This window comes from Candidatus Symbiobacter mobilis CR (assembly GCF_000477435.1).
GTDB classification, from domain to species: Bacteria; Pseudomonadota; Gammaproteobacteria; order Burkholderiales; family Burkholderiaceae_C; genus Rhodoferax; species Rhodoferax mobilis.
In genome coordinates, this window is the sequence record NC_022576.1 from 2,505,516 (window position 1) to 2,528,584 (window position 23,069).

At 51.0% G+C, this 23,069-nt stretch carries 13 protein-coding genes and 2 tRNA genes; 11 read left to right on the forward strand and 4 right to left on the reverse strand.

Annotation, left to right across the window (positions count from 1 at the left end; genetic code table 11):
- Positions 1-29: 29 nt before the first annotated feature.
- The 10 genes from CENROD_RS10260 (at position 30) to CENROD_RS10305 (ending at position 19,628) form a co-directional block, all read left to right on the forward strand.
- Complete coding sequence (locus tag CENROD_RS10260; protein WP_022775815.1) at positions 30-1,649, forward strand: FIST signal transduction protein; 1,620 nt, start codon at positions 30-32, stop codon at positions 1,647-1,649.
- Positions 1,650-1,920: 271 nt separating this feature from the next.
- A complete protein-coding gene (locus CENROD_RS10265) occupies positions 1,921-3,033 on the forward strand; it encodes a glycosyltransferase (RefSeq protein ID WP_041193536.1) in 1,113 nt (370 codons plus the stop codon).
- Between the two features lie 61 nt (positions 3,034-3,094).
- The gene (locus tag CENROD_RS10270; protein ID WP_022775821.1) at positions 3,095-4,204 is read left to right on the forward strand and encodes a KpsE/RkpR family capsule polysaccharide export protein; all 1,110 of its coding nucleotides are present in this window, start codon (positions 3,095-3,097) and stop codon (positions 4,202-4,204) included.
- Positions 4,205-4,224: 20 nt separating this feature from the next.
- Complete coding sequence (locus CENROD_RS10275) at positions 4,225-5,016, forward strand: ABC transporter permease (protein WP_022775825.1); 792 nt, start codon at positions 4,225-4,227, stop codon at positions 5,014-5,016.
- Positions 5,013-5,666: an ABC transporter ATP-binding protein gene (locus CENROD_RS10280; protein WP_022775829.1), complete on the forward strand. Its 654-nt coding sequence runs from the start codon at positions 5,013-5,015 to the stop codon at positions 5,664-5,666. The genes CENROD_RS10275 and CENROD_RS10280 overlap by 4 nt, the downstream gene beginning before the upstream one ends.
- A gap of 12 nt (positions 5,667-5,678) precedes the next feature.
- Complete coding sequence (locus tag CENROD_RS10285; RefSeq protein WP_022775834.1) at positions 5,679-7,193, forward strand: glycosyltransferase family 4 protein; 1,515 nt, start codon at positions 5,679-5,681, stop codon at positions 7,191-7,193.
- 141 nt (positions 7,194-7,334) lie between these two features.
- Positions 7,335-15,092 (forward strand): DUF4347 domain-containing protein, encoded by a 7,758-nt coding sequence (locus CENROD_RS10290; RefSeq protein WP_022775839.1) that lies wholly within the window; start codon positions 7,335-7,337, stop codon positions 15,090-15,092.
- Between the two features lie 139 nt (positions 15,093-15,231).
- Entirely contained in the window at positions 15,232-16,854 is a 1,623-nt protein-coding gene (locus CENROD_RS10295; protein ID WP_202961152.1) for a type I secretion system permease/ATPase, read from the forward strand.
- Positions 16,855-16,977: 123 nt separating this feature from the next.
- Complete coding sequence (locus CENROD_RS10300; RefSeq protein ID WP_022775846.1) at positions 16,978-18,285, forward strand: HlyD family type I secretion periplasmic adaptor subunit; 1,308 nt, start codon at positions 16,978-16,980, stop codon at positions 18,283-18,285.
- A complete protein-coding gene (locus tag CENROD_RS10305) occupies positions 18,282-19,628 on the forward strand; it encodes a TolC family protein (RefSeq protein ID WP_022775849.1) in 1,347 nt (448 codons plus the stop codon). Before CENROD_RS10300 ends, CENROD_RS10305 begins: the two co-directional genes overlap by 4 nt.
- A gap of 287 nt (positions 19,629-19,915) precedes the next feature.
- Here CENROD_RS10305 and CENROD_RS10310 read toward each other — a convergent pair.
- The 3 genes from CENROD_RS10310 to selD form a co-directional block, all read right to left on the reverse strand.
- Positions 19,916-20,004: transfer RNA gene (locus tag CENROD_RS10310), tRNA-Leu, on the reverse strand.
- A gap of 44 nt (positions 20,005-20,048) precedes the next feature.
- Positions 20,049-20,123: transfer RNA gene (locus CENROD_RS10315), tRNA-Arg, on the reverse strand.
- Positions 20,124-20,153: 30 nt separating this feature from the next.
- On the reverse strand, positions 20,154-21,236 hold the full coding sequence (gene selD / locus CENROD_RS10320; protein WP_022775853.1) for a selenide, water dikinase SelD: 1,083 nt from the start codon (positions 21,234-21,236) through the stop codon (positions 20,154-20,156).
- Positions 21,237-21,304: 68 nt separating this feature from the next.
- Here selD and CENROD_RS10325 point away from each other — a divergent pair, with 68 nt between their 5' ends.
- On the forward strand, positions 21,305-22,237 hold the full coding sequence (locus CENROD_RS10325) for an HDOD domain-containing protein (protein ID WP_022775856.1): 933 nt from the start codon (positions 21,305-21,307) through the stop codon (positions 22,235-22,237).
- 51 nt (positions 22,238-22,288) lie between these two features.
- Here the strand turns inward: CENROD_RS10325 and fliR are convergent, their stop codons facing one another.
- A complete protein-coding gene (gene fliR, locus CENROD_RS10330; protein WP_022775860.1) occupies positions 22,289-23,056 on the reverse strand; it encodes a flagellar biosynthetic protein FliR in 768 nt (255 codons plus the stop codon).
- Positions 23,057-23,069: the final 13 nt, after the last annotated feature.

A 23,069-nucleotide genomic window follows, 5' to 3' on the forward strand; every position in this document is an offset into this window, starting at 1 on the left:
AACTCCATATTGCCAGAGAGGAAGACACCATGTTCAAAATCAGTACTGCCCACAGCCTAACCGCGAAGCCTACTACAGCCGCAGTGGCCCTGGCCGATCAAGCGCTGCGTGATTTGGGCGGCCAGATACCGCGTGCTGCACTGTTGTTTTCGACTTTTGGCCGCAACCATACCGAATTGCTATGCGAGCTCAAACGCATTTTGCCCGATTGCCCGATCGTCGGCGGCAGCTCCAACGGCGAAGTTTCGCGAACTCAGGGCTACAGAGTCAGCTCAAGCCTACTCATCCTGTTTGCCAGCGACAGCATCAGCATTCGCGCTGGCGTTCTACGTAATTTGGCGTTTGAGGACGAAGCGTACAACATGGAGAGCGCCACCCAGCAATTACAGCAGCAGGGTTTTATTACCGCAAGTAGCAATCTGGCAGAGTCGAAAGCCCGCCCAGTGTTGGGATTGCTTTTTCCTGACGGCATCGGACTGGATGGCGAGTCGGTAGTCAGGCTGTTTGTCAGCCAATTTCCAGGTACGCGATTTTTCGGCGGTGCCACTGCTGAAAACTTCACGATGGCATCCACAGAGCAGTTCTTTAACGAGGAGGTGCTGCACAACGCCGTGCCTTTTTTGCTGCTGAGTGGCCCGTTACGCTACCAGTGGGCGGTCACCCAGGGTTTGAGTTCGGGCTGGCACGCAGTAGGTGAGCGGTTGAACGCAGAGTGCGATGGCAAGTGGATCAAGACTATTGCCAGTCGTCCCGCCATAGATTATTTGGCATCACGCTACCGCCTGCAAGGTGGACAGTTATCAGTCTGTCACCCGTTTGTGATTTATCCTGAGCGCGAGAAAAACGACCACTACTTTCGCGATGTTGTTCGATATTCCGAAGATACCGGTGCATTGGAGTCGATTCAGTTATTGCCTAGTGAGTGTCAAATTCAACTCACTGAACCCGACCCGGCTGCCATACTGGCCGTGTCACGTCAAAATATCTTATCAGCCCTGGCGCATTTTCCGGGAGCGTATACGCCAGCCGGGGTATTGTGGTTTTCGTGTATCAGCCGCGCATTGGTGCTGGATAGCGATGCAGCAAGCGAATTCAGTACCGCGACAGACATGATCGAATCAACCCTGCCAATTGCGGGCTTTTACACCTATGGCGAAATTGCACCGGGTGGGCCACAAAATATATCCACCTATCACAGCTCTACTTTGGTCACCCTGCTGTTGGGTGAAGAACCCAAAACCGACCTTGGCATCTTTGGGCAGACCAAACAATTCTTGATCGACAACCTGAAGAAGGATAACTTGGCACTAACGCAGGCATTGGCTGAGTCACAGGCAAAAGTCAATAATCTGCAAAATGAACTTGGCCTCTTACAGGCACTGGAACGTATCGGCGGGCACAGCAAAACCGAGTTGAACGCACTTCTGCGCACACTGGCGCTGAAACTGGTATGCGACGTGCTGAACACCCGGTTTGCTGACTTCAAGCGTTTGGCCCTCAAAGGCGATCCACCCGTGCTCAACCGCACCGGCTTGGCGCGACTGGTCAATGACATGCACCAAAAACAGCTCGGCAAACCTTTTCCACTGACGTTGAAACAACTGACGCACATCCTGACAGATTTTGGCGATGCTAACAAGTTGTATTGATTGAACTTTTTCTGAAATTTTTCCTTGCGTAAAGCGAAAAAATAAAATTCGGTCATTTGCGCGATGCGCGCACTGCTCGTATATATTTTGCGATCCGAAGCGATATTTCGGAGTCCAGACCCACTCATCAAAAGTGTAGCTTATCAATAATTTGGAGGATCGCATTACACGAAATACCGCCATTCCGCGATTGGCGGCTCTAATTTGTGATCTATACACTTCTGCAATCTTGCCCTAATTTATTGATAAGTTACCTTTTCAGGAGGATGATTTGAGAGTATTACATTTTTATAAGACATCTTTTCCAGATTCGATGGGAGGGGTCGAACAAGTCATTCATCAACTTGCGCGCGGAATAAGTACACTTGGAATTAACACGCATGTGTTGTCTCTGACGTCAGGTCGTGAATTAAAAACTATTAAAATTGAAGGATATTTTGTACATCGCGCACAATGCCACTTTTATGTCGCTTCAACGGGTTTCTCGGCCACTGTATTCCATCACTTTACCCAGTTGTCCAAGGATGTTGATATTATTCACTATCACTATCCTTGGCCATTGATGGATTTGGTTCACTTTGTAACCAGAGTCAAAAAGCCAACAGTGGTGACATACCACGCGGACATTGTACGACAAAAGCATCTTTTCAATATTTATCGTCCGTTGCAAGAGCGATTTTTAAACAGCGTTGACAAAATTATTGCCACTTCATCCAACTATTATGCAAGCAGTCCTGTACTACAAAAATTCGCACAGAAGGTTAGTGTGATTCCTATAGGTCTGGATAAAGCCACCTACCCAGAGCCATCGGTTGAAAAAGTGAAGTATTGGCATCAAAGGTTTGGATCGAAATTCTTTCTTTTTGTAGGTGTGTTGCGGCACTATAAAGGCCTTCATACATTGCTCAAAGCATCGGAAAATGTGGAATTTCCAGTGGTCATTGTTGGTAATGGACCACTAGAAAAATCCTTAAAGCATCATGCCATGAAGCTAGGCTTGAGTCAAGTTCATTTTTTGGGCTACTTATCCAACGAAGACAAGGTCGCCTTGTTAACACTGTGCTATGGGATTGTTTTTCCGTCACATTTACGTTCTGAGGCCTTTGGTATTACGCTACTTGAAGGTGCGATGTTTGGCAAACCCATGATTTCCAGCGAGATTGGCACGGGAACGACTTCTATCAATATTGCTGGTGAAACGGGCCTTGTTGTTCCTCCTGCCGATCACCATGCCTTGAAGCAAGCGATGCTTTACTTATGGCAGCATCCTGATGAAGCTATAGCAATGGGAAAGCGGTCTAAAACTAAATACCAAACTCATTTTACTGCTGATCGAATGGTGAAGTCCTACATTGATATTTATAATCAATTATTAACTGCATAAAATATATGTAATTTTCATAAAAGGCTTTGCATGCCCTGACAGCTTCCAGCGCATTCTTTCCATGATCAAGCAGCATAAATTTCGCTTATGTATCGTCCATTGGATTTTTGTCTTTACGGTACTTGCGCCAACCTGTTGGGCTATTATTTATTACACGCTGATTGCATCGGATGTTTATATTTCAGAAGCTCGGTTCGTGGTGCGCAATCCGCAGCGTCAATTGCAGAGCGGCCTGGGGGCATTTCTACAAAACACGGGGTTTACCCGTTCACAAGACGACACTTATTCAGTACATGATTACATTATGTCTCGTGATGCACTCACTGAACTTGATCGCCAGTTGGCAGTGCGCAAAGCATATTCAAGTACAGCGGTTGACGTGATGAATCGCTTTCCAGGGCTGGATTGGGATGATAGCTTTGAGGCTTTTCATCGCTACTACCAGCGTCATATCAGTATCGAGTACAACACCGTTTCCTCCATCTCGGTGCTGCAAGTTCGGTCTTTTACTGCTGCCGATTCATTCGCAATTAACGAGTTATTGCTAAAAATGGGGGAGCGATTGGTGAATAATCTCAACGATCGCAGTCGTCAAGACTTGATTGCTGTGGCACAGCAGGAAGTTCTTGTTGCAGAAAACAGATCCAAGGCTGCTGCCTTAGCGCTGTCATCATTTCGTTCACGACAATCGGTTTTTGACCCTGATCGGCAGTCTGCCATGCAACTGCAAGGCGTGGCTAAATTACAGGAAGAGTTATTTGCCAGTGAGGCTCAACTTGCACAACTCCGGCAAATATCACCCAACAATCCAAACATCAAGGCACTGGAAGGTTATGTCTCCAACATTCGAAAAACAATAGACAAAGAAAAAACGCGAGTTACGGGCAGCGCCGGTTCGCTAACTACAAAGTCTGCCAGTTATGACCGTTTTGTGCTGGAAAAGAGCTTTGCTGATCGGCAACTTGCCACGGCGTTGGCTTCGCTGGAAACTGCAAAAAGTGAGGCTGTCAGAAAGCAACTTTATCTTGAGCGGCTTGTGCAACCCAATCTGCCTGATCATGCCATGGAGCCTCGCCGCCTTCGTTCTGTTGTGACTGTGTTTTTGCTGGGGCTATTGTCTTGGGGTGTCATCAGTCTTCTTGTTGCCAGCATCAAAGAACACCAGGAATAGTTTTCTACGCATAGTCTTCCATGGCATCGCCAACTTCTCTATTGCATGCACTGACCATCCAGCGGCGTGTGCTGTACGCTCTGTTGATGCGCGAAATCATTACCCGCTTTGGGCGTAAAAATCTGGGTGTATTGTGGGTTTTTGTAGAACCGATGATTTTTACTTTGGGTGTCGCAGCACTTTGGATGGGGGCAGGGTTTCATCATGGTTCAAGCATTCCTATCGTCGCATTTGCCATCACGGGTTACTCATCGGTCTTGCTTTGGCGAAATTGTGCCAACCAAAGCATGGGCGCTATTGCGTCTAATCTGGGTTTGCTCTACCACCGCAATGTGCGTGTGATTGATGTTTTTTTTATTCGTAGCGTCATTGAAATGACTGGGGCAACCACTTCATTCGCAGTGTTGTCATTACTGCTGATAGGAATGGGTTGGATGCAGCCCCCTGTTGATACGCTGACAGTCATTTTCGGTTGGTTCATGTTGGCTTGGTTCGGCACTGTCCTTGCCATGTTGATCGGGGCCGGTACAGCCTACAGTCATCTTGTCGAAAAACTTTGGCCACCGGCTTCGTACCTGCTGTTCCCGCTGTCTGGTGCAGCCTATATGGTTGAGTGGTTGCCAACGCAAGTGCAACAATATGTCCTATTATTGCCAATGGTACATGGTATAGAAATTCTTCGGGAGGGCTATTTTGGCAATGCAGTGAGAACTCACTACAACATGGGTTACATGGCGACCTGCTGTCTGGTATTGACCTTGGCTGCCTTGTACATGGTGCGCGAAGCCGGACTACACGTTGAAACACGATGATTTCCATCGAGAATATTTGCAAGTCGTACAAAACACGGTTGGGTTTGCGCACCGTACTGGATCGGATTAACTTGCGGTTGGAGCGGGGCAGGAACATCGGCATCCTGGGACGCAACGGCGCAGGCAAATCAACTTTGATTCGCTTGATGAGTGGCGCTGAACATCCAACCTCCGGCACTATTCGACGAGAAATGAGCGTGTCTTGGCCGTTGGCATTTGGTGGGGCGTTTCAGTCGCACCTCACGGGTCTGGATAATCTTAAATTTGTATGTCGTGTCTATGGCGTTGACCACAAACCACTGATACCCTTTGTTGAGGAATTTACCGAGTTGGGGGTCTATTTTCGTGAGCCTGTGTTGCACTATTCGCAAGGCATGTTGACTCGACTGGCATTTGCGCTGTCAATGGCCATTGAGTTTGATTGTTTTTTGATAGACGAGGCTATGGTTGTTGGCGACGCACGATTTCACGAACGGTGTCATTGGGAGTTATTTCACAAACGCAAGGATCGTGCGTTTATATTGGTGACGCACGACGCAGACGTGATCAAGTTGTATTGCGAAAAGGCCGTAGTTCTTCATCAGGGTCAGTTATTTGAGTTTGAGACTGTCGATCATGCGTATAACTTTTACAAAACCCACACTCTGTAATTGCTTGTAACAATGTTGCGAATTCTTCTCGAATTGCGCCCGGCTTTGAATGGATACGCCGGAATCCCACAAGAAACGCGGCTCTTGTTTTGTGCTTTGAATTCGCTCGATGACATTAATGTCGATGGGTTGATTCAAAGCAGCAATCGAGTGTTGGCCAAGGCACTGCCTGCTGGCATAGACTTGCAGCAGCATCCACTCAGTATTGATCAACAAATTAATTGCTTGTCCCGTGTTGTCATCTCGCTTCAGCCTGATCCCAAACCAAAACTGTTGGACAGAATCAGTGCGCAAATCGCATTGGTTCTATCGCTGCCAGCGCTCTTGGTACGCCATCTGGTGGGGCAAGATCAGCAACTGGGCAAGTTTGACGCAACACATTTTCAAGATTTTATCTGGCGCAGCATGTTTGAAAGAACATTGCCCGTTGAACACTTCAAACTGGTAACTCGTGCCGGTTTTCGCGTCTGTCGTGTGCCTTGGTCAGTGATGCATGTGTGTGCCTTGCTGACGAATCAGCTTGGCCATGCCTTGTACGCCAGGCTGGACACCAGTGACTTTGATGTGATGATCTCAGAAACTCCTTATCCGGCAACAGTTTCCAAGCGCACCACATTGGTGGTGCGCTACCACGATGCCATCCCTGTATTGATGCCTCACACCATCAACAACAGATCGATGCATCAGGCATCTCATTACCAGGCTTTGCGCAAAAACGTAGCGAGTGGTGCCTACTTTGCATGCGTCTCAGACACAACACGCAAAGATTTGATTTCGATCTTTCCTCAGGCCCAAGAGCGATCAGTCACCATTCACAACATGCTGTCGCCGCATTATTTTGACGACGCTTCACAACCGACTCGTATACCAGGCATTATTCAGTTACGCATGCACACTTGGCTGTCAGAGATGATTAGCCGACAACAACACTTTGGTTTGACCGCTGACGACGTGTCTCAGCCGTTGGAGTATTTGCTGATGGTGTCTACCATGGAACCGCGAAAAAACCACGCCACATTGCTGTCAGCCTGGGAACAACTCCGAGCGGATCGATTCCCTGATCTCAAACTCATCATTGTTGGCATGTTGGGATGGGACTATCTGGCAATAGTAAACAAGTGCATACCATGGCTGGAGCGTGGCCAATTGTTCATGCTGGAAGACGTGCTGCCAGAAGAGCTACGACTTTTGTACAAACATGCGCGTGCCACCGTGTGCCCCAGTTTTGGTGAGGGTTTTGATTTTTCAGGCGTAGAGGCAATGCGCTGTGGCGGAGTGGTTGCTGCGTCCAGTATTGCGGCTCATCTTGAGGTGTATGCGGAGGCCGCACAGTACTTTAGTCCCTATTCTGCCACTGAAGCCGCCACCGCCATAGCGCAGGTGATAGACCCCGCTGCACCAACCCGCAGACAAGAGCTTGTACAAGCAGGAGCGGATAGATCCAAAAAATACTTGCCGGAGGTCATACTTCCAAAATGGCATGACTTTTTTAGCAAGTTGTCAGGGAAGGCATGTCGGCTGTGCTGACGAGTGAGGAACAAAGGGCAAAAATGTTGCTGAGTGAGTAGTTGCGGCCAAATCTTGCCTATGTGCTGAATGTACTAGACGACCTGCCAACCAAATTTTGTTTTGATGAATGACCTGTAACCACTAAAGGAGATAAACACTATGAGTACCAGCATTGTTTTTGTGGACACACGCGTTGCCGATTACCAAACCCTGATAGATGGCTTGGAGCCAGGGTCTGAGGTTTATTTGATTGATGAGCAGTCCGATGGGCTGGAGCAGATGGTGGCCAGCTTGAATGGGCGCTCTGGCATTGATGCGCTGCATGTTATTTCGCACGGGAGTCAGGGATCGCTGTATTTGGGTAATACTGTACTGAACAATGGTAATTTGTCTGGTTACCTGAGCCAGTTGGCGAGTATTGGCGGTGCGCTGACGGATACGGGAGATATTTTGCTTTATGGTTGTAATGTGGCGCAAGGGGATGTGGGGGTGCAGTTTATAACGTCGTTGGCGCAGGCGACGGGGGCGGATGTGGCGGGGTCGGATGACCTTACCGGATCACAAGCATCTGCGGGTGATTGGTATCTGGAGACCAAGATAGGAAATGTAGAAGCCAGTCAAATTGACGTTCATCCAAATTTAGTACCAACACTCCCAGCTTTTGTTGAGACGCATATTGTATGGAATGGCAATACTTACATTGTGCCAGTCATTCCAGAACTAACCCCAACTAATGCTGGTAGCTTGTTCTATGTAAAAGATGCAGCAGGAAGTCACCTTACCAACATGGAACCTTATGATGTCAGCGTGCTCGCCGCGACGAGCATGGCCCTAGATTTTCTACAGGACATACGTGTTAATAGGCTTGATACCAAACTAGTTCCTCTCTTGGAAGACGTGAGGGGCGCGATTGATACTGAAATCAATCTGCGCTATGTTCAGGGGGTAGCCGGAGCTGCTCTTGACGTTACGGGAACGCTTGGGAGTTTAGCTGTAGGGTTTCTCAAAGAGGCAGGTAAGATTATTGTTAAAAAAGTGTTCCCAAAGGTGGTAGAAAAATCTGCTGATATTTCTGATTTAGGTACAACCCTTGGTTCAATGACAAACACCGCAAGAGTTAAGTATGCAGAGATAGCAATGCTGAAGGAAGCAAGTGCCTTCCTAATGAATGCAAAACAAAGTCTGGAAAGCATCGTCTCAGCGCTTGATTCCAAGCAGCCGTTGTCAGCTCAAACATTTGATGCCCAGTGGATAGCAGATAACTACTACAAAGGATTTTTGGCAATAAAGAGTAGTCTTGGTGGTATTGAAGGTGTCAAGAATTTTCTTAAAGAGACTGCAGGAGATAGTCCGATACTTGACATTCTTGGAGATGGATCATTAGCCCTAACGAACGCATTCGCGGGTTTAATTCCTTACGTTGGCACTTTAGTTGGCGCCGGGGTGAACGGATATAGTACTTACTTAAATATAGAGGAATATAATACTACTGCGAAAGCAATACGCAATATTGACTTGGCGCTAGCGAATGCAATTGACGCTAGTGGTTCTATTTATAATGAAGAGATTCGTTCTCAAATTGAAAACTCTATTTTAGCCAGTCGACTTGAAAATCAAATTATCACAAAGAGTCCGCAGAGTCAGTTTATTCAATTAAGCGAAAGCGCTAGCGCGTCGGATATTCACACTGAGGGGACTTACAAGGTTCAAGAGTTCGGTGTCACCATCACGGATTCTGTCAAAATGAATTTGAAGTTTGGAGGTTTTTCGCAACCTGTTCAAGGTGTTGTTCAAATATTTAAGAATGATTCTCTTGTTGAAAACTTTAATGTAATCTCGAAAGACGGTCTGATTGAAATAAAGGAATTTAGTGGAACAGGGGACTACGTGGTTCGCTTTACGCAGGTCGGGGCAACGGCCTTGGACTATCAGGTTAAATTGGTCCTGGAGCCACGAGTAACAGAAATTAAGATTATCGATAATTCAGACCAGGATACAATTCCTGGATCGATAGCATCGACAGCAACTATCGACCCCGATAGCGGATCGGTTCGGAGTGCTATTGAAGACGCAACTGATCAAGATTGGTATAAAGTTATCCTAAGCTCTTCAAAAGTATATACGATAGACATAGATGGGAGAACCTATGGCACCGACAAGCCTTTAGAAAAACAGGTAATTTATATCAGAGATGAATCAGGAAATATAATTCAAGGTGCAACCGGGTCACCCAATGGCTGGCCCGCCAAATTTGAATTTCAACCCAATTCGAATGGAACATATTTTATATCAGTAGAAGGTCAAACAAGCGGTTATCAATCAGTCAATAACAAAGTGATATGGCTCAATGGTTTTGGTGGCTACCAAGTTACAGTCAATTCAAAGGTAGCGCCTGTTGAAGCAATTGATGATTTTGGCAATGACCCAGCAAATGCAAATGTACTCAATACCGCTAGTAACCCGATTGCGGGCACAATACAAATCACCGGGGGTATTCAAAAAATATCGGACGACGATTTTTTTAGAGTATATCTAGAGGCTAACAAAACCTATCTGGCTGCGGTGTATGGCAAGGATTCTGCCTTGGGTACCTTGGAAAATCCAGATATAGACTGTGATGTCTCGGTCTCCACTAAATATCTTTATTTCAACGCTCACGATGAGGGGCAGTTATTTACACCATCTCAGAGCGGCGACTACTACTTCAAAGTGGATTCCGAAGATGCTGGGAGTCGCACAGGTACATATACGTTGAAAGTCACTGCCTATGATTTGACTGTCGACTTGCTAGACAACATTTTGACAAGCGGAACAGTACCGACTAATGGCGTACCCTCAGCACCTTCAGCCATAAACCAGGTTGGCGATAAAGACTGGTTCAAAGCTACGCTGAATCCACAAGCTGACGTAGCGGGCTGGTCATATGGGCAATACGTCACTTATGACGCACGTGTCAACGAAGTGGATGATGGCATTCATTTGCAGGGCCGATATTTTTTTGATGCCGATGGCACTGCACTAACTGTGGACGGCGCATGTAGAGGGTCGTTTACAACATCTGTGCCGACCAGCGTATACCTACAGGTCAATGAATATGGTGATGGAATTGGAAGTTATACCGTTGAATTGAATCCTTACCTTGACGATGCCGGGACAGACTTAAATACGTCACGAATGCTCAATGTCTCATCAAGTGCGAGCATGCAGTACTTGACAGGGGTCCATGAAACGGTTGGCGATGAAGACTGGTTTAAGGTTTGGCTCAACAGCGGTACGAATTACAAAATCGACATTATCAGTGTACCAAGCGGGACTTCACCAGATATTCATTTTTCTGTGTTAGATATTGAATCTTATGATGGTGCATTGTCTTTGGATGCCGGTGCCATCTATGTACCATCGCACAGTGGTTACTACATATTGGAGGTGGGTGCTGGCATGGTGACAGGTGCCGCTTATAAGATTGCTGCTATTGATACCACAGGTATCGACGATGTGGTAGATATTTCTCACGCACGTGTCTTAATTCCGGGCACGCAGCTAACCGGAATTTTTGAGCGTACAGGTGATCAAGACTGGGTGAAAGCAACGTTGACAGCGGGAAAGAAATACACCTTTTCTGCCAGTGTGGTAGAGGATGAGTACTTGGATGATGCCATCATGCAAATGGTTGATACTGTCGGCAATCCCGTGACAGGAATTTATAACAACGTTTTTGGCTATGATCAGCTAAATATAATTCCATCTGCAACTGGCACTTATTACATTAAACTGTTTGCTGCACTTGATAATGTAACAGAAGCACAGCCTGGCATTGGTAGCTACGAAGTGAATTTGATCGAAACAAATTTGACGAGTTGGACGCAGGGCCAAGCTAAGACAGCGGCGTACACCAAAAACACACCCAACCAAAATTATGGAATGACTCTGGTCGCAGACCATGTATATGAGGTTCAGGTAACATCGAACGCTGGTGCTAAATTCGATGTTCGCGATATTCGAATCGACAATGCACTCGGCGAATCCCTGACAAATTCCGGAGACAACTCCAGCTCGTATTATGGATCGGGTACTGCGTACAGTACACAGCAAATTATTGCTCGCACATCGGGATTGCATTGGGTAGAAATTGATCCCGATGCGTTGACGAGTTCATCGACGACCAATGTCACGATGAATGTCGTTGATCTTGGTCTTCAAGACGACTTCACTGATTCCAGGACGAGCTCTGTTGAGTTCTTCCAGAGCCAGGCGGTTCGTTCCATTTCCGGAATCATTGGGTACAACAGTTCCGATCTTAGCGATAGTGACAATTGGTACTTTGATGCCGAAGCTGGGTGTACCTACCAGTTTTCACTGCGCGACTCGTCTAGCAGTTTGCCGATCGATGCCAGTCAAGCAGACTTTCGTGTCAAGAATGCTACCCGTTCAGTATCATTGATGCCAGATGCAAATGGTCAAGTCACGTTTACTGCATCGTCGGATGGACGCTGGTATGTGAACGTGTACGACGTTGACAATCTCGCGGAGACAAACTACACCCTCATTGGGCAGCAATTAGTTACTACTGCAGTTGAAGATGATTATTCGTCTGATGCGTTAACGACAGGAAGACTAACGCCGATGTTGGGCAGTCAATCTTCAGTTGCTGCCACGTTTGAAACTGCCAGTGATGCCGACTGGTATCGTGTGGATTTAGAACCTAGTCAGAAGTACTTTTTTTCGACATCTGCGGGAACACTCACACTTCTGAATAGTACCTATTACTTCCATGATCAGTATGCACACGATCCAATCATTTGGAATAATTTTGATGCTGTGAAAATGACACCAAAGGACGATGGTGTGCAATTAATTGCTTATGCACCAGTGACCATTTATGCTGAAGTTAAAAATTCTGGGGTTGCAGCCGATGTCGGCAGGGATTATGAAATAACCGTTCGTACAAAGGGGGGGCAAGATCAGGTGCCCATTGTCAGGATGCCATCATTGGCCGTAGCTGTAGAAGATGCTACTGATATTTCGTTGAGTTTGATCGATGTGGTTGATACTGACGGGGATTCCGTTGAAGTGACGATCCAGTCATTGCCTGGATACGCTACCATCAAGCTCGGCAACGCTGTCCTTACTGAGGGTTCTGTTGTTAGCGGTACCGATTTGAGCGAGCTGACCTTTACACCAGAAGCAAAGTTCGCTGGCAATGCAGGTGCGCTGGTACTCAACACGAACGATGGTTGGGGTAACTGTGCCGTGCATACCGTCAATATCAGTGTTTTTCCTAACCAAATAATTGGAGCACCAGCGGTTACGCAACTCGACTATTCCGCCAGTACCACGTCGATAAGCGTAGATTTGACTCAACATTCCCTTGCTGAAGGCCGTAACGGTACTCGACAGCTTGCGGAAAATATCGAGGAATTTGTTGGATCGGCTTACGCAGATGAAATTCTTGGTTCTGCGCAAGGTGATGTATTGTCCGGTGGGGATGGTGGAGACTACCTGGATGGCAGGGATGGATATGACGAATTATCGGGTGGAACAGGAAATGATACTTTGACAGGAGGCGCTGATGGTGATTACCTAAGTGGAGGAGATGGTGACGACCTCGTTTTTGGTGGTAACGGTGTAGATGTCATTATCGGAGGTACAGGAAAGGGCGATGACTATTATGACGGGGGTATGGATTTTGACATAGTTAGTTATGAATCAGCCGTGAATGAAATAACTGTGGATCTTGCTACTGGAATAGCGACTGGTATTGATATCAATAGTGACAGTCTAGTAGGTATCGAAGGTGTTATGGGTGGCAGTGGTAGCGATAGTATTTTTGGTTCTGATGGTGCAGAATACCTATATGGGGATGCTGGAGACGATACCTTATCAGGTCGTGGTGGCGACGACTCGATGAACGGTGGCGCTGGCGTGGATACGGTAGTTTTTGGTGGTGTGCGTTCCCTTTATGTGTTGACTGCGACACCCACTGGTTGGACGATAGTCGGCCCAGATGGCAATGATGTATTGACGAAAATTGAGTATGCAGAATTTTCTGATCAAACCATACCTCTGGGTGATCATAAATTATTGGTGCCATCCACCGACTTCAACACCGACAACGTTAGTGACATCCTCTGGCGCAACATCACCACAGGCCAGAACGTCCTCTGGCACAGTGCAAGTGCCGGCCAAAGCCTGGGCATCACTGCAGTAGGCGACCCCGCCCATTGGAAAATACTTTCCACAGCCGATTTCAATGGCGACAAAACCGCTGATATCCTTTGGAGAAACACATCCACAGGTGCCAACGCCATCTGGAGCGGCGGTACCAGCGCCCAAACGCAACCCGTGGTCAGCGTAGGCGACACCAATTACAAAATTGTGGGCGTGGGCGACTTTAATGGCGACAAAAGTGCCGACATTCTCTGGAGGAACTCAAGCACTGGAGCCAACATCATCTGGTGCAGTGCAAATGCCTTGACCCCCCAACCCATCGTCGGTGTCAATGACACCCGCTGGATTGTTGCCGGCATTGGAGACTTCAATGGTGATACCGTATCAGATGTCTTGTGGAGAAACACCAGCACAGGTGCCAACGTCATCTGGCAATCCGGAGACACCATGCATGCCCAAGCTGTCTCGACCGTCGGCGACACCCACTGGCAAGTTGCGGGCATCGGTGACTTCAATGGAGACACCACGTCAGACATCCTTTGGAGGAACACCAGCACAGGTGCCAACGCCATTTGGAAAGGCGGCAAAAGCGATCAAGGCCAGCCCATAGACAGCATCAGCGACCTGAGCTGGACAGTCGCAGGCACTGCCGATTACAACGGCGATGGCACCAGCGACATCCTCTGGAGAAATACCAATACGGGTGACAACGTCATCTGGAAAAGCGCCAACAGCCGCACGACCCAGCCTGTCAGTGCAGTGGGTGACACCGCCTGGCAAATCCAAAGCCAGACGAACACCTGGACACAGACCGAGACCAGCGCACCTACTCTAGCCGTTTCCGCTTTTGACCTTAATGGTGACCACAAGAGCGACTTGATCTGGAGGAACACCAGCACCGGCAAAAACGCTATTTGGAGCAGTGCCGATGCCAGCGTCGGCCTAAGCATCTTCGACGTCAGCGACACCACCTGGAAAATAGCTGCCATCGCTGACTTTGATGCTGACAAAAATGCTGACATCTTGTGGAGAAACGCCAGCAGCGGAGCCAACATCATCTGGAAAAGTGGCAATGGCATGACCCCGCAGGCGGTGAGTTCCGTAGGAGACACCCAATGGAAAATCGCTGGCGTCGGTGACTTTGATGGAGATACCAAAGCCGACATCCTGTGGCGCAACACCAATACAGGTGCCAATGCCATCTGGAAAAGCGCCGTCGCCGACACAGGTCAGCCGGTAGACAGCGTAGGAGACCAAAACTGGAAAGTTGCCGGCATAGGAGACTTTGATGGCGACAACAAAGACGACATTCTGTGGAGAAACACTGCAACAGGCACCAACGCCATCTGGAAGAATGCCAACGGCATGGCGGGCCAAGCCGTAGAGACAGTTGCCACCGCGTGGCTGGTAGCGGGCATAGGTGACTTCAATGGAGACAACAAAGACGACATTCTGTGGAGAAACACCACCACAGGCGCCAACGCCATCTGGAACGCAGGCAACGCAGCCAATGGCCTGGCTATCGACCCCGTGGGTGACCTCAACTACCGGGTGGCAGGCACAGGAGACTACAACGCAGACGGCAAAGATGACGTGATGTGGAGAAACGCCACCACAGGTTCCAGCGTCATCTGGAACGCAGGCCATAGCGCCGAGCCTATTCCTTTGGTCGGCGTGGCCGATGCCAACTGGACAAACCCCGTGCAGACGAACACCTGGGTGGATTCGGCGGGGGTGTATGGGGTGTAAGAGTCTCCCTACTATTGTCGGGTTACGCTTCGCTAACCGATAAATAAAAATAGCAACCTGAAAACACCCAATGCCTCCAACTTCCAAATCACTCCAAGATGAATTGCGGTCTGCACTGCGCACGCTATACCCTGCTTTTATGACAGTTGCCGTCTTCAGCGGTTTTTTGAACCTGTTGATGCTGACACCCTCGCTGTACATGTTGCAGGTGTATGACCGCGTGCTGGGCAGCCGCAATGAAACAACTCTCTGGGTGCTAACGTTGCTGGCGTTGGGTATTTATGTGTTCTCGAACACGCTTGAAGCCATTCGAACCTGGGTGCTGGTGCGTGTGGGGGCGCGCTTTGATGCCACGTTGAATGCCCGCGTGTTCAACGCCACCTTTGAGCGCAGCCTGATGCAGCCCGGCAGTAACTCGGTGCAACCCATGCATGACTTGAACACCTTGCGCCAAACACTGACCGGCACGGCCATTTTGACGCTCTTTGATGCCCCCTGGTTGCCCATTTACTTGATCGTCATTTCATTGCTCTCGATTGAGCTGGGGGTTTTTGCGCTGGTGGGTGCCCTGATACTGGCAGTACTCGCTTTTTTGAATGAAAAAATATCCAAGCCAAAACTGGATGATGCACAAAAGTACAGCGCCCAATCGCAACTGGCGCTGAATAACCATTTGCGCAATGCAGAAGTGATTGAAGCCATGGGCATGTTGCCCAGCATTCGCCAACACTGGCACGGTTTGCATCAAAAACAAATTCAGCTCCAGGCCACTGCCAGCGATCAGGCAGCCGTTATGAGTGGCGTGACCAAATTTGTGCGTATCACCATGCAGTCTTTGTCTTTGGGTATTGGCGCCATGCTAGTTTTGAAAGGCGCCATGACGGCCGGTGGCATGATTGCAGCCTCTATTCTGGTCAGTCGTGCGCTGGCTCCGGCTGAAATGTTGGTGGGCAACTGGAAGCAAATCATTACGGGCCGAGCTGCTTATGCACGCCTGCAGAATTTGTTGAGTGCGCACCCTGAACGGCACTACGGTATGCCACTGCCTGTTCCAAAAGGCACAGTGCGTTTGGAAGGTGTTTCCACCACAGCACCAGGCAGCAAGCAGGTGATTCTAAAAAACATTAGTTTTGCCATTGCCGCAGGGGAAAGCATCGCCATCATTGGCCCCAGTGGTTCGGGCAAGTCAACTTTGGCACGTTTGCTGGTCGGCGTGTGGCCGGCTTCTCTGGCTGGCACAGTGCGACTGGACGGCGCAGACCTGTACCAATGGAGCAAGGACCAACTGGGGCAGTACTTGGGCTATCTGCCACAAGACATTGAATTGTTTGACGGCACGGTCGCCCAAAATATAGCCAGATTTGGCGATGTGGATGCAGACAAGGTCGCAGTCGCAGCCCAGCGGGCGGGCATGCACGAACTGATTTTGCGCCTGCCTCAAGGGTATGACACCCCGCTGGGCTTGGGTGGCTGCGCATTGTCGGGTGGGCAAAAGCAACGCATAGGGCTGGCAAGGGCACTGTACGGTGATCCCTCTTTGGTGGTGCTGGACGAACCCAATTCCAACCTTGACGAGCAAGGTGAACGCGCCTTGACCGATACCATCCGCGAACTGCACGCCCGAGGCAAAACCACTGTGTTAATTACGCACCGCATGTCGTCATTGAGTGTGGTGCAAAAAATCATGGTTTTGAGTGATGGCACATTGAAAGCCTTTGGCTTGCGTGACGACGTACTGGCTGCCTTGCATGCCAATGCATAGCCTAACGAGCTGGTCAACCCGGCCAGAACATGGGCACTGGTCTCAGGTGCAGAGGCCACATCCGCGTCTTTATCAATGCCATCATCGCGCACCTGATTTCTATTTTTAGTGAGCGGCTTGACTATGGCTGATGATGTACGTGTGACAGATATGAACGATGCCCGTCCGCGTCGTTGGGGCTGGCTGTTATTGTGTATTGGTTTGGGTGGCTTTTTGGCCTGGGCATTGCTGGCACCCCTGGATGCTGGGGTTTCTGCAGCGGGCACCGTCATTGTTTCGGGTAACCGCAAGGCCGTTCAACCCCTGGTGGGTGGCAAGATTGTGGCCATTCTGGCCAAAGATGGTGATGAAGTTACCGCAGGCCAAGTACTGGTGCGGTTGGACGATACACAAAGCCGCTCGCAACTCGATATTTCTAAAGGGCAGTGGTTGACCAGTCTGGCCACACAGGCACGCCTCGTAGCTGAAAGATCGGGGCACCATGCACCTGAATTTCCGGCGGCGTTAAAAGATGAAAAAGCGGACCCGCGTGCCGTGGCAGCCATGACATTGCAGCAACAACTGTTTGCCACCCGCCGACAGGCCTTGTCGAGTGAACTGTCGGCCATGTCAGAAAACATACGCGGGCTTGCATTGCAAACCAGTGGCATGGAAGCCTCTAGAAAGGCCAAAGAAGACCAACTGCGCGTGTTGCAAGAGCAGCTCAAAAACCAGCGTTTACTAGCTGATGAAGGTTTTTTGCCACGCAATCGTGTTCTGGAGCAAGAAAGCAATGTTGCCAGTATGGTGGGGGCCATTGCCCAGGATACGGGCAACATTGGGCGCAATCGTCAATCTATCGCTGAGGTGCGGTTGCGAATGCTGACGCGTGAACAGGAAGTTCGCCGAGACGTTGAAGCCCTGCTGACCGATACCCAGCGCGAGGTATCCGCATTAAGCAGTCGGCTCGAAGCCTTGCAATTTGACTTGGTCAATACCGAGATCAAGTCGCCCGCCAACGGGTTGGTCATGGGGCTTGCAGTGCATACGATAGGTGGCGTGGTGGCCGCAGGCAACCCCATGATGGAAGTGGTTCCCAAAAATGAGGTTCTGAAAATTGATGCGCAAATCCCGCCCCACCTGATTGACAAAGTCAAGTTTGGGTTGCCGGTGGACATTTTGTTTACTGCATTTAACCAGGCCACAACGCCCCATATTGCTGGCACTGTGGTGTGGGTCTCTGCAGATGTGTTGATAGAACCCAAGCAGAATATCCCTTACTTCAGGGCGTTGATTGAAGTCACGCCACAAGGCTTGGTCAATTTGAAGAAGCATGAAATTCGGGCGGGCATGCCCGCTGAAATTTTCATCCGAACGGGTGAGCGCACCGCGATGAACTACTTGTTCAAACCTATGCTCGATCGCATCCATCGTGCATTGACCGAGCCATGAAGCCATTCACCTTCTTGCTCATCAGTCTACTCAGCCATGGTTTGGCGTGGTCAGGCAAGTTTCAGCATGCGTATGAAGCAGCGCTTGTTTCTGATTCCACCTTTCGTGCAGCGCGATCCGAACTGGCTTCTGTTCTTCAAAACGTGCCATTGGCGCGTGCAGCTTTGCTCCCCAATGTGGCGCTGAGCGTGTCGGATTCTCGGGTGAAAGGCAATCGAACCATAGATAACCCACCCGGCAAGCCTGTCACTAGCCCCTTGGACTATCGATCACCCGTTCAAAGTTTGAGCCTGCGCACCCCCATTTTTCATCGTGAAGCATCCAAAAAGTACGAACTGGCCCAAGCTCAGGTCAGCTACGCTGAGGCTGTTCTGGCCACTCACCATGTTGACTTGGTGGATCGTCTGGCAGATGCCTACTTGCAACGCTGGTCTGCGGAATATGCCCTGCGGGCTGCTCGCACACAGGTAGAAGCCAGTCAGGCCCAAAGCGATCTGGCGCGAAGACGCTTTCAACTTGGCGAAGGAACGCTCACCAATGTCTCGGAGGCTGATACTGCACTGGAAATGGCCCGGGTACTGCTGACCGAAGCACAGAACAAATTGGAGGTGGCAACACTGGTCTTGCGGCACATCACCGGGGGTGGTTATGTGCCCTTGGATTTTGTGGTGGATGCACTGCCAGCCAATGTACTCAATGCACAAATTGCACAAGTTCCAACAGAAACACTGTCCGAATACATCAGCAAAGCTCAGACGAGCAGCCCCACCATTGCAGCACGCAAACAGGCCGTGGTGCTGGCTCAACTTGCGGTGGTTCGCAATGGTGCAGGGCATTACCCCAGGTTGGACGTTGTTGCCAGTGTGCAGTCTTCGCGTAATGATTCACTGAGTACCTTGAATCAGTCCGTCAGTCAAAGGTCTGTGGGCTTGCAGCTCAATGTGCCCATCTACAGTGGTGGTTATGTGAGTGCATCCGTCACCCAGGCTTTGGCCGATCAGGACAAGGCAGAAGCCGAACTGGCTGCCGAAATACAACGGGTGACCAAGGACGTAACCGAACTTTATTTCATGGTTGCAAATACCCCAGCCAAAATTCAAGCCATGCAACAGGCAGTGACGTTTGCCAAATTGGCACTGGAGGGCGCTGGCAAAGGGGTACCGACAGGGTTTACTACTCAGGCTGATGTGTTTGCCAGCCAGCGCAAGTTGACGCAATCCCAGTACAACCTGGCCCAAGCAATCCATGAACACATGCTGGCTCGCGTGAAACTGTTTGGGCGAACCGGTGCAGCGCCTGAGAAAGTGACCACTTATATGGATGCTGTATTGATGAATTACTAAGGAGTAAAACCCCCCCGTTCACGGCATATTGCCAAGTTATAGATGTAATTGTGAGCACCTTCGCATTCTGGGTGTCGGAAAAATCCATAATAGTCAGTGGCGTTTATTGGTAGGCACGGTAGAGATGGCGTTGGGGGTTGACACTCAACTGGTGCATGGTTTTGCTGAGAGTGGGCTTGGTGAGAAGTTACTGGAGAAGTTATAAAAAAACCCCTGAGTCTTCAACAGAGTCAGGGGTTTATGCGGGATTACACCGAAAAAACGCACGAATACTACGAAATATGCGATGGTGCCCGGAACCGGAATCGAACCGGTACGCCCGTTTCGGGGCGGCAGATTTTAAGTCTGCTGTGTCTACCTGTTCCACCACCCGGGCTATGGTTGCTGTAGCTGCGATGCCGCATGGAACGGCAATCTTGATGGCCTCGCCGACAGGAATCGAACCTGTATTTCACGCTTAGGAGGCATGCGCACTATCCATTGTGCTACGGCGAGGTGGAGTGGTTTTTTGTAGTGTCGTCGTGGTCATCCTTCCAGAACCAGCCGCGTGCCAGCCTGGGCTTCCCGCGCTTCCCCAACGACTACGGCATGGGCAAAACCGCATGCGTGAAAAACGCCAAGCACGGCAGGAACGGCTTCCGGGGCGCAGCCCACGAGCAGGCCACCGCTGGTTTGGGGGTCGCACAGCAGCGTCTGGGCCAGGGGGTCGATAGCAGGCGGCAGGGCGATTTCGTGCCCATACGCCGCCCAATTGCGGCCCCCAGCGCCCGTGCGGCAACCTTGCTCGACCAAGGCCCGCACTCCGTCGAGCAAAGGAATGCTGCCCCAGCGCAGGTGCAGCGTGCAGTCGGAGGCCCGCGCCATTTCCAGTGCATGCCCTGCCAGGCCAAAGCCTGTCACGTCCGTCATCGCACGCACGCCATCGATGGCCGCCAGGCGTGGGCCGGGGGTGTTGAGCAGGGTGGTTGTCGCGATCATCTGCGCATACCCTGCATCGTCGAGCAGCCCTTTTTTGAGTGCGGCGGAAAAGATGCCGACCCCGAGGGGCTTGCCCAGGATGAGCTGGTCGCCGGGGCGCACCCCCCCGTTGCGCAACACCCGCTGCGGGTGGACGGTACCGATGGCAACAAGGCCGTAGATCGGTTCGACAGAATCGATGGTGTGCCCCCCCGCGATGGGGATACCCGCCTGGCGACAGACGCTGGCGCCGCCTTCGAGAATTTTTCCGATCGTCTGCATCGACAAGGTAGAGATCGGCATGCCGACAAGGGCCAACGCCAAGATGGGAGTGCCCCCCATTGCGTAGACGTCGGAGAGTGCGTTGGTCGCTGCGATACGGCCAAAGTCGGTGGGATCGTCGACGATCGGCATGAAAAAGTCCGTCGTCGCGACCAGGGCCAAGTCATCGCGCAGGCGGTAGACGGCGGCGTCGTCGGCGGTCTCGATCCCGACGAGCAATTCCGGGGGAATCGGCGCGGCGATGCTTCCTCGCAGCAGCTCGGACAGCACGCCGGGAGCGATTTTGCAGCCGCAGCCCCCACCGTGGGAAAGGCTGGTCAGCTTGGGTTCCGTGGCAGGGGTGGGGCAGGCGGCAGAGGCGGAAGACATGGCGTGAAAGGGCGCAAAGGGCGGCAATTATCATGCCGTGCCCCAACCGTGTTTTGCACCTTTGCACCATGACCGACGAACTTCATTTTGAAAAAACGCAGCCGATGCACCGGTACCTGACAGCGCCGCTGGCGCATATCGGGGAATGGACGCGGTACTTCACGAACGCGGAAATTCCCGTTTTTGCCAGCACGGTGCGGGAACTCGCTGCCTTGAACGAGATCGAGGACGATGTCGATGCCAACATGCTCACGCCAGTGATTCAGGCAGACCCGCTGATGTCCCTCAAGCTGATGCGGTGGGTGGCGTCATTGCGCAAGTCTGGAGATCGCACCGATACCGAATCGATCACCAGTTCGCTGGTGTTCGTGGGGATTGGGCCGTTCTTTCGGGCCTTTCGGGCGCAGTACTCGGTGGAAGACTGGCTCAGCGACCAACCCCGCGCCTTGCAGGGCTTGCAATTCCTCTTGCACCGCAGCGAGCGCGCCGGGCAATTCGCGCTGGCTTTTGCCCTGCACCGGGGGGACATGGACGCGACGATCATCCACCACGCAGCGTTTCTGCACGATTTCGTCGAGATGCTGCTGTGGATTCACGCGCCCACGCTGGCCGTGGCGATACATGACGCCCAGGCCGCAGACCCCACCTTGCGCACGAGCGCGATCCAGCGCGAGGTACTGGGCATTGAGGCCATCGATCTGCGCCAGGCGTTGATGCAGTTGTGGCACCTGCCACAGTTGCTGGTGCAAATGAGCGATGACCGCCACGCTGATCGTCCCAACGTGCAGTGCGTGGTACTGGCGGAGCGTGTGGCCCGCCATTCCTCCCATGGGTGGGACAACCCCGCGCTGCCTGACGACTACGACGAGGTCGCCGCGCTGCTTAATGCCTCCCCCCGCGTGGTGCCGTCCTTTCTACGCAAGATTGACCACCCGATTCTGGAAGCGACGAAAGTGCGTGGGCTGATGACGTTGGACGAGGAAGACGGCTGCAGGATGTAGGAGCGACGGCAGTCGCGATACAGCCCCTCTCCCCCTCTCCCCCTATCCGCGCTACCCCACCGCAAAAATTTCCAGCGCCCGCATCAACAGGTTGTGAAAAGGCTGGTCGAACATCGGCAACGTCGAAGCGATGCCGACCATCCCCACCGTGAGGGTGACGGGAAAACCGATGGCGTAGATATTCATCTGCGGCGCCACGCGGGAGACAAACCCCAGCGCCAAATTGGTGAATAGCATCACCCCGATCATCGGCAGCGCGATCCACAACGCGCTGGAAAACAGCAGAGCGCCCAAGCGGTAGATTCGCATCTGGTCGGCAGCCTGCAAGAAATGCTGATCGACGGGAAAGACCGCAAAGCTCTGGATCACCGTCAACAACAGCAACAAATGACCATTGGTCACGATAAACATAAAGGTGGCCATTTGCCCGAAAAAGCGCGCCACCGCGCTGGTTTGCGAATTCATCGAGGGGTCGAAGAACGAGGCGAAGTTCAGCCCCATTTGGAACCCCACAAGCTCCCCCGCAACCTCGAATACCGTGAAGACGAGGCGGATGCAAAAGCCGATCGCCAGCCCCACGCCCACTTGTTGCACCACGGCGCCGGCGGCTTCGGGGCCATTGATGTCAATGATCGGCATGCCCTCCAGGCTGGGCTGCGCGGCCACCGCTATCAAAAAAGAGATCGCGACACGCGCACGCACCGGAAATGCGCGGGAGGACAGGATCGGCGTTGCAGTGAAGATCGCCAGCGTGCGCAAAAACGGCCACAGCAGCGGTGACAGCCACGCAATGATCTGCTCTTGCGAGAAGGTGATCACGGCTGTGCCTTGG

Excerpts from the sequence above, each read along its gene's own strand:
- CENROD_RS10290 (WP_022775839.1), top strand. The coding sequence starts at position 7,335 with ATGAGTACCAGCATTGTTTTTGTGGACACACGCGTTGCCGATTACCAA.
- CENROD_RS10280 (WP_022775829.1), top strand. The coding sequence starts at position 5,013 with ATGATTTCCATCGAGAATATTTGCAAGTCGTACAAAACACGGTTGGGT.
- CENROD_RS10325 (WP_022775856.1), top strand. The coding sequence starts at position 21,305 with ATGACCGACGAACTTCATTTTGAAAAAACGCAGCCGATGCACCGGTAC.
- CENROD_RS10305 (WP_022775849.1), top strand. The coding sequence starts at position 18,282 with ATGAAGCCATTCACCTTCTTGCTCATCAGTCTACTCAGCCATGGTTTG.
- CENROD_RS10300 (WP_022775846.1), top strand. The coding sequence starts at position 16,978 with ATGGCTGATGATGTACGTGTGACAGATATGAACGATGCCCGTCCGCGT.
- selD (WP_022775853.1), bottom strand. The coding sequence starts at position 21,236 with ATGTCTTCCGCCTCTGCCGCCTGCCCCACCCCTGCCACGGAACCCAAG.
- CENROD_RS10275 (WP_022775825.1), top strand. The coding sequence starts at position 4,225 with ATGGCATCGCCAACTTCTCTATTGCATGCACTGACCATCCAGCGGCGT.
- CENROD_RS10270 (WP_022775821.1), top strand. The coding sequence starts at position 3,095 with ATGATCAAGCAGCATAAATTTCGCTTATGTATCGTCCATTGGATTTTT.
- CENROD_RS10295 (WP_202961152.1), top strand. The coding sequence starts at position 15,232 with ATGACAGTTGCCGTCTTCAGCGGTTTTTTGAACCTGTTGATGCTGACA.
- CENROD_RS10260 (WP_022775815.1), top strand. The coding sequence starts at position 30 with ATGTTCAAAATCAGTACTGCCCACAGCCTAACCGCGAAGCCTACTACA.
- CENROD_RS10285 (WP_022775834.1), top strand. The coding sequence starts at position 5,679 with ATGTTGCGAATTCTTCTCGAATTGCGCCCGGCTTTGAATGGATACGCC.